5 protein-coding genes are annotated in these 7,083 nt (G+C 58.0%); all 5 read right to left on the bottom strand.

Annotated elements, in window-relative coordinates; translation table 11 throughout:
- Positions 1-1,654, bottom strand: a 1,654-nt coding sequence (gene pknB, locus HOLDEFILI_RS07445) for a Stk1 family PASTA domain-containing Ser/Thr kinase (protein WP_006058945.1), incomplete at its 3' end; no start/stop codon positions are given.
- A complete protein-coding gene (locus HOLDEFILI_RS07440; protein WP_006058944.1) occupies positions 1,651-2,400 on the bottom strand; it encodes a Stp1/IreP family PP2C-type Ser/Thr phosphatase in 750 nt (249 codons plus the stop codon). The genes pknB and HOLDEFILI_RS07440, both read right to left, overlap by 4 nt.
- Positions 2,397-3,440 (bottom strand): dual-specificity RNA methyltransferase RlmN, encoded by a 1,044-nt coding sequence (gene rlmN, locus HOLDEFILI_RS07435; RefSeq protein ID WP_006058943.1) that lies wholly within the window; start codon positions 3,438-3,440, stop codon positions 2,397-2,399. Before rlmN ends, HOLDEFILI_RS07440 begins: the two co-directional genes overlap by 4 nt.
- A gap of 30 nt (positions 3,441-3,470) precedes the next feature.
- The gene (gene rsmB / locus HOLDEFILI_RS07430; protein WP_006058942.1) at positions 3,471-4,709 is read right to left on the bottom strand and encodes a 16S rRNA (cytosine(967)-C(5))-methyltransferase RsmB; all 1,239 of its coding nucleotides are present in this window, start codon (positions 4,707-4,709) and stop codon (positions 3,471-3,473) included.
- Between the two features lie 102 nt (positions 4,710-4,811).
- Positions 4,812-6,980 carry a replication restart helicase PriA gene (gene priA, locus HOLDEFILI_RS07425; protein WP_006058941.1) on the bottom strand — a complete coding sequence of 723 codons (2,169 nt, stop codon included), beginning with the start codon at positions 6,978-6,980 and terminating at the stop codon, positions 4,812-4,814.
- Positions 6,981-7,083: the final 103 nt, after the last annotated feature.

Raw genomic sequence — 7,083 nt, 5'->3', positions numbered from 1 at the left:
ACGTGCCGAAACCTGGCGAACAGTTGATCACGACGCCCTGCGGCAGATTCGCGGCTTCTTCCTCGCTCATGCCGCTGGTATCCAGCACGGAAAGCATGACTTCCCCACCCTGGCTTTCCAACAGCGACTGGGCCTCAAAAACGTCCATGCCTTTGATCGACCAGTCGATCTGGAAGGTCGGATACGCGGCGATCACAAACCGGATCGTATTGGTTTTCTGCGGATCGATCTTGGTCTGCGGATCGAGCAGTTCCTGTCGCAGGATCGTGCCCGGCGCGCTGTCGCTGGCTTCCTGGCTTGTCTGAATGCGGATATTGGAACCCTCCAGCTTTTCGCGGGCTTCGCTGATCTTCATTCCGACGTAATTTTCAACGACGACATAGCGGCCCAGCGATACCTTGATCTTCACCTGACTGCCGCCCGTCAGTGCCGTGCCCGCGGCCGGATCGCTTTCATAGATCCGGTCTTTCTCCACGTCGTCGGTTAACGCGTAGCTGATCTCCGCGCGGTTCAGCTCCAGCCCGGCGTCGCTGAGCGTGGAAGCTGCCTGCTCGACCGTCAGGTTGATCAACGGCGGCACTTCGACCAGCTGGCTTTTGCCGCCCCAGTTGCCGGTCAGCGCGAGGATAAAGACCACCGCCGCGATTGACAGGACGACTAACCCGGTGATCAGCAGGCCCACCCAGGCGTTGCTTTTCTTCTTCCGTTTCTTTTTCTTTTTGTTCGATTTAGCCGACGGATGTGCGGAACCGCTCTCCTTGCGCCGGGCCGTGTCGATCGCGATCGTCTTGTTGCCCTCACTCGGCGTTTTGAACACGACGCGCGGCTCGTCAGCGCGCTGCGGGGACAGGCAGGTCGTTAAATCCTGAAGCATGACCTCACAGCTGGGATAGCGGAAATTCTTATTTTTCGCGGTCGCCCGCAGGATCACGTTTTCAACGGCCTGGGGCAGCTGCGGATTGAGCTTGCGGATCGAGGGGATTTCCTCGCGCATGTGCTTCATCGCGATCTGTACGGCCTGTTCGCCATGGAATGGCACCTCGCCGGAAAGCAGCTCGTAGAACACAATGCCTAAGGAATAAATATCGCTCTGGCGCGTTGCGGCTTCCCCGCGCGCCACCTCCGGGGCAAGATAGTGAACCGACCCCATGACCGAATCCGACTGCGTCAGCTGCAGCGCGTCCTGCGCCAGCGCGATGCCGAAGTCAACGACCTTAAGCGTACCGTCATCTTTGATCAGTACGTTCTGCGGCTTGATATCGCGGTGAATGATATTGCAGCGGTGCGCTTCGGCAACCGCGCTGACCAACTGCTTCATAATCGCCACGGCTTCTTCCTTGCATAAGGCGCCGCGTTGGGCGATCAGCTGCTTCAGATCCTTGCCGCGGACGTATTCCATCACGATGTAATGGTAGCCGTTTTCCTCGCCGACGTCGTATATGTCGACGATGTTGGGATGCGAAAGCGCCGTGGAGGCGTTGGCTTCCCGCTGAAACCGCAGCAGCGCAACGGGATCGTTGCTTAATTCCCCGCGCAGCACCTTTACCGCGACCTCCCGGTTGAGCAGCGTGTCGACGGCGACATAGACGTCCGCCATTCCGCCCTGGCCGATGTGCTTGACGACCATATAGCGCTTGGCAATCATTTTGTTCATCGCTTATCCCCCGCTTCCTTCTGGATCAGGATGATCGTGATGTTGTCGTAGCCGCCCTGCAGCAACGCCAGATTCATCAGCTGCTTGCTTTTGGCCTGCAGCGTCTGGCGGCTGTCGAGCATGACCTTGGCGATCACACTGTCGGGCACATAGCCGTGCAGTCCATCGGAGCATAATAAAAACGTATCCGCCGGATCGTCGATCCGCGTCAGATCGATGCGGATGTTGGACCAGATGCCCAGGGCGTTGGTCAGCATATTCCGCTTCGGATGATTCATCATTTCTTCCTCGCTCAGCTCGCCATGGTTAACCATATCCTGAACCAGCGTGTGATCCTGCGTCAGGCAGCGGAAGCTGCCGTCCTGAAATGAAGCGTAGGCACGGCTGTCGCCGACGTTGATCACGTAGCTGCCCTGCGGGATCAGCAGCACCCCGACCAAGGTTGTGCCCATTCCCTGATATTCCCGGCGGGTTGTCGAAAGCGTGAACACGGTGTCGTTGGCCTTGCGGATCTGATAGCGCAGCCAGGTCAGGGCTTCCTCTTCATCCTTAAAGCCTTTGTTCGCGCTGAACACCTCGCTGAAATACTGGATCGCAGTCTGGGACGCCACGTCGCCGGAATTGCCCCCGCCGATGCCGTCGCAGACCAAAGCGAAAACATCGCCTACCTCATTGGAGGCGATGACATAGCTGTCCTGATTGTTTGCGCGGACCAAGCCGGTATCGGTAGCGCCGAAGCACTTCATTGCCCGCGCATCCTTTCATGCTTGGCGCGCAGCTGCCCGCACGCGGCGTCGATGTCGTTGCCGTGCTCCTGGCGCAGCGTCGCTTTCACGCCCTGCTTCATCAGCACGTCGTAAAAGCGCATCGCAGATTTGTAATCTGTACTCTTATAGCCGTTTTCATCGACTTGATTGTAGGGAATCAGATTGACGTAAGCGTTCATGCCGCGGATCAGGGCAGCCAGCTTCACCGCCATCTCGTTGGTGTCGTTGACGCCTTGAAGCAGGATGTATTCAAACGTCAGGCGGCGGTTGTTCTCCACCGAATAGCGGCGCAGACAGGCCATGAGCGGGCCTAACGGATAAGCCTTGTTGACCGGCATGATCCGGCTGCGCAGCTCATCGGTCGGGGCGTGCAGCGAAATCGCCAGGTTGTACTGCTTATGCTCGGCCGCAAACCGGTCGATGCTCGGAATCAGCCCGCTGGTCGAAATCGTGATGTGGCGGGCGCCGATCGCCAGGCCCTTGTCATGGTTGATCGTGTTGCAGAAATTCAGCACGTTGTCATAATTGTCAAACGGTTCGCCCGTGCCCATGACGACGACGTGCGAAATCCGGTCTTCTTCCTTGTCCAGCTCCAGCTGCACGGTCATGACCTGCGCGACCATTTCGCCGCTGGTCAGATCCCGCTGTTTTTTCAACAGACCGCTGGCGCAGAACGTGCAGCCCATGTTGCAGCCGATCTGCGAGGTTACGCATAAGGAACGGCCGTAATTGTAGGTCATCAAGACGCACTCGACCAACGCCCCGTCGCCCAGCTCAAACAAAAACTTGACTGTGCCGTCACGCGACACCTGCTTCTCAACAAGCTGGATCGGATTGATGCAGAACTGTTCCTTCAGCGCCGCGATCATTTCCTTGCTTAAATCGGTCATCTGATCGAAGGACGTCGCATGCTTGCGGTACAGCCATTGAAAAATCTGATCGGCCCGGTATTTTTTCCATCCCAGGCTGAGGACGAGTTCCTCAAGTCCGGAATAACTGTAATCATAAATTGTTTTCATTCTATCACCGTCCTTTATTCTATCATATTTTTAATCGCGGCGGGTCATTTTCGCGATATAAAAGCCATCCTGCGCGCCTTCGTCCGGGAAGATCGTTTGTTCCGCCATCAGCTCAAATTCCGGATGCTGAAGCAAAAACGCGGCGACCTGCTTGTCGTTTTCCTTGCGGTTGAGCGTGCAGGTGCTGTAGACCAGCGTCCCGCCCGGTTTGCACAGCGGCGCGCAATGGGACAGGATCGCAGCCTGCAGCGCGACGATCTCGTCCAGCGAGTCCGGCGTCAGCCGCAGCAGAATTTCCGGCTTATGCCGCAATACACCCAATCCGCTGCACGGTACGTCCAGCAGCACGCGGTCAAACTGACGCCCGGCCAGCTGCTGGTCCGCCTGCGCGGCATCGAGCGTCCGGGTCTGAATGATCGTCGCACCGCAGCGCTGCGCCGCTTCCTCGACTAACGCCAACCGATGGGCATGCAGATCGCAGGCCAGAATCGAGCCTTCGTTGTTCATCATCGCCGCCAGCTGCGTCGTCTTGGTGCCCGGCGCGCTGCAGGCGTCAAAAACCGTGTCGTTTGGTTTGGGATCGAGCATCAGCGCGACTTGTTGGCTGGAACGGTCCTGAATGACGATTTTCCCTTCCTTCAGCCAGGGATCACTGACCGGATTGCCCGCGGTGCGGATCGTCCAGCCGTTGGACTCCAGCGCCCAGTCCGGCCGCTGCGCCAGCGCTTCCCGGCTTAATTTCAGCGGATTGATCCGCACGCTGACCGCCGCTTCTTCCAAGTCTGCCAGCGCGATCCGGCGCATTTTTTCTTCGCCATAGTGGGCTTTCCACAGCTGCAGCAGCCACTGCGGGTGACTGGTCACTAACGCCAGATCCGCGATGGATTCCGGCTTAGGCAGCGGTTTCGGTCCGCGCCGCAGCAGCTGGCGCAAAACGGCGTTGACCAGACCTTTTTTGCTTCGCGGACACAGTTCGACCGCGTCGTTGACGATGGCGTACTCAGCGCCTTTATCGAGGTAAAAAAGCTGGTACACGCTCATGTCGAGCAAGACCGCGACGCTGGGTTCCGGCACGTTGCGCACTAAATCCCGCCATTGCCAGCGCAGCGGTTCACGATGGCGCAGCACGCCGTAGATCACGGCGGTCACCCAGCGTTTTTCTTCCTCACTGAGCGTCTGGCCGTGCTGGCGCAGCCACAGATTGGCATACTGGCCTTCATTGAGGATCGCGTTCAGCCCCTGCCACGCTCTTTTTCTTGTTGTGTTCATCAGCCTGCTCCTTTGCTTGTTTATGCTTGATCTTCCTGCGAAACCGCCGGCTGAGACAGAGCGGGCGGTTCCCTAAAGTGGAAACGGAATGAATGAAATCCGCTACTCGAGAATCAGCGGATTGACGTCGATGCTTAAATGCGCCTGAGAGCGCTGCCTGCGGTATTCCTGGAGAACCTGCGCCAGCGCGGTCTTCATCTGATCCAGGTCTTTGCCTTTCAGCACCAGACGGCTGCGGTAGCGATCCTGAAGCTTGAACAGATCGCTCGGTCCCAGCACCTTGAACAAACTGGATTGCCGCAGCGCCTGCGCCACGACCTGCGCCGATTGCTTCGGACGGTCCGGCCGGACGTCGGAAAAGGTCAGCGCGATCAGATAGGTATACGGCGGATAGCCGCCTAAATGCCGGTATTGCATCTCCTGATAGAAAAAGCTTTGATAATCCTGCCGGCTGCCGGCGACGACCGCGAAATGGTTCGGGTCAAACGCCTGGATGACAACCTCCCCGGGCGTCTGGGAACGGCCGCTTCGCCCGGCCGCCTGCATGATCAAATCGAACGTCATTTCCACGCTGCGAAAGTCCGGCCGGGCCGTGCCGGCGTCGGCGTTAAGGATGCCGACCAGCGTGACCTGCGGAAAATCCAGACCTTTGGCGATCATCTGCGTACCGACCAGAATATCCGCTTCATGCCGGCCGAATTGTTCAAGCAGCTTCTGATGCGCTTCCTTGCGCGATGTCGTATCGGCGTCCATGCGCAGAACACGAGCCTGCGGAAACAGCCGCGTGACTTCTTCCTCCAGCTTCTGCGTGCCGTAGCCCGGCGCCGCAAACGTCCGCGATCCGCATTTCGGACAGACCGTGACCAGCGGAAACTCCGAGCCGCACAGATGACACTTCATCTTCTGAATTGATTTATGATAGGAAAGGGCCACGTCGCAATGCGGGCACTGCAGAGTTTCGCCGCACTGGCCGCATTTGATCAGCGGACTGTATCCGCGCCGGTTCAATAGCAGGATCGCCTGCTCGCCCCGTTTGATCCGGTCCGCGATCTTCTGGCGCAGCACATCGCTCAGGATTCCCGACTGCGCGCGGTTCTGATTCTTCATATCGACCACCGTGCAGACCGGCAGCTGACGGTTGACCCGTTCCTTCAGCTCAGCCAGACCGTACACCCCTTTTAACGCCCGGGCGTAGGATTCCAGCGACGGCGTCGCGCTGCCCAGGATCACCTTGCATCCGAAATGACGCGCGCGGTGAATGGCGATATCGCGGCAATGATACTGCGGCAGGGAATCCTGCTTATAGCTGGAATCGTGTTCCTCATCCAGAATGATCAGGCCGAGATGGTCAAACGGCATAAACACCGCCGAGCGGGTGCCGACGACAATCGACGCCTGTTTTTCAAATACCCGGCAGTATTGTTCGTATTTCTGTTGATTGTTCAGCGCGGAGTGATAAATCGCCACGTCGTTCTGGAAGCGGCCTTTGACGCGCGCTACCATCTGCGGAGTCAGCGAGATTTCCGGCACTAAAATTAACACCTGTTGGCCCGCATCAAGCACCTGACGAGCCAGATGCAGATAGACCTCCGTCTTTCCGCTGCCGGTCACCCCGTGAAGCAGAATCACGTCTTGGGTGCTCGTTTGAATTTCCTGCACGACCCGCTTCTGATCCGCGTTCAGCGGCAGAAAGGCTTCCGCCTGATCGGCCTGTTCTTCCCGCGCTTTTACCGTCCGGCTGTCCAGCCGGACGCAGCCCAGCTTTTCCAGCGTGCGGGTGATCGCCGGCGACTGTTTGCGCCATTTCGCCAAAACCGTCGGGCCTTCCGTCCGCAGCCAGGCCAGCACTTCCTTCTGCCGGGGCGTTAAGAGCGGATGCTCGCCCACATACACGGCGATCTGTTCCATTTTAATTTTCTGGTTCGAGCTTTTCGGCTTGAGCTTGCTCGGCAGCATCGCCTGAAAACAGGAAATCACCGGAGAAAGCGTATCCTCCGCCATCCATTTAGCCAGCTCAAACAATTCCGGCGTGATCAGCGCGTTCTCATCGAGCACGGACAAAAGCGGCTTCAAAGGGCGGCCGTTGACCTGGGTCTCCGGCTGACCGTCATCCACCTCCGTCACCGCATCGACAAACCCGACGATCTGACGGCCGTTGAAATCGACACTCACCCGCTTGCCCTTTTCAGCCGGCAGCTGCAGCGCGTCATAAGAAAACACCTGATCGAGCTGTAAAACCGGATGTTCAATCCAAACTTTCGCGATCCGCATGCGCCGTCACCTCCGAATTCTGTCCTTTATCATATCATAATTTAAGCGCCGCGAAAACGGAAGTTCGGAAAAAGCCGGCAGAGTTTGGCGGACGATAAAAAGA

This window comes from Holdemania filiformis DSM 12042, assembly GCF_000157995.1.
GTDB lineage: Bacteria > Bacillota_I > Bacilli_A > Erysipelotrichales > Erysipelotrichaceae > Holdemania > Holdemania filiformis.
This window is presented reverse-complemented; position numbering and strand designations above follow the sequence as displayed.

Excerpts from the sequence above, each read along its gene's own strand:
- HOLDEFILI_RS07440 (WP_006058944.1), bottom strand. The coding sequence starts at position 2,400 with ATGAAGTGCTTCGGCGCTACCGATACCGGCTTGGTCCGCGCAAACAAT.
- rlmN (WP_006058943.1), bottom strand. The coding sequence starts at position 3,440 with ATGAAAACAATTTATGATTACAGTTATTCCGGACTTGAGGAACTCGTC.
- rsmB (WP_006058942.1), bottom strand. The coding sequence starts at position 4,709 with ATGAACACAACAAGAAAAAGAGCGTGGCAGGGGCTGAACGCGATCCTC.
- priA (WP_006058941.1), bottom strand. The coding sequence starts at position 6,980 with ATGCGGATCGCGAAAGTTTGGATTGAACATCCGGTTTTACAGCTCGAT.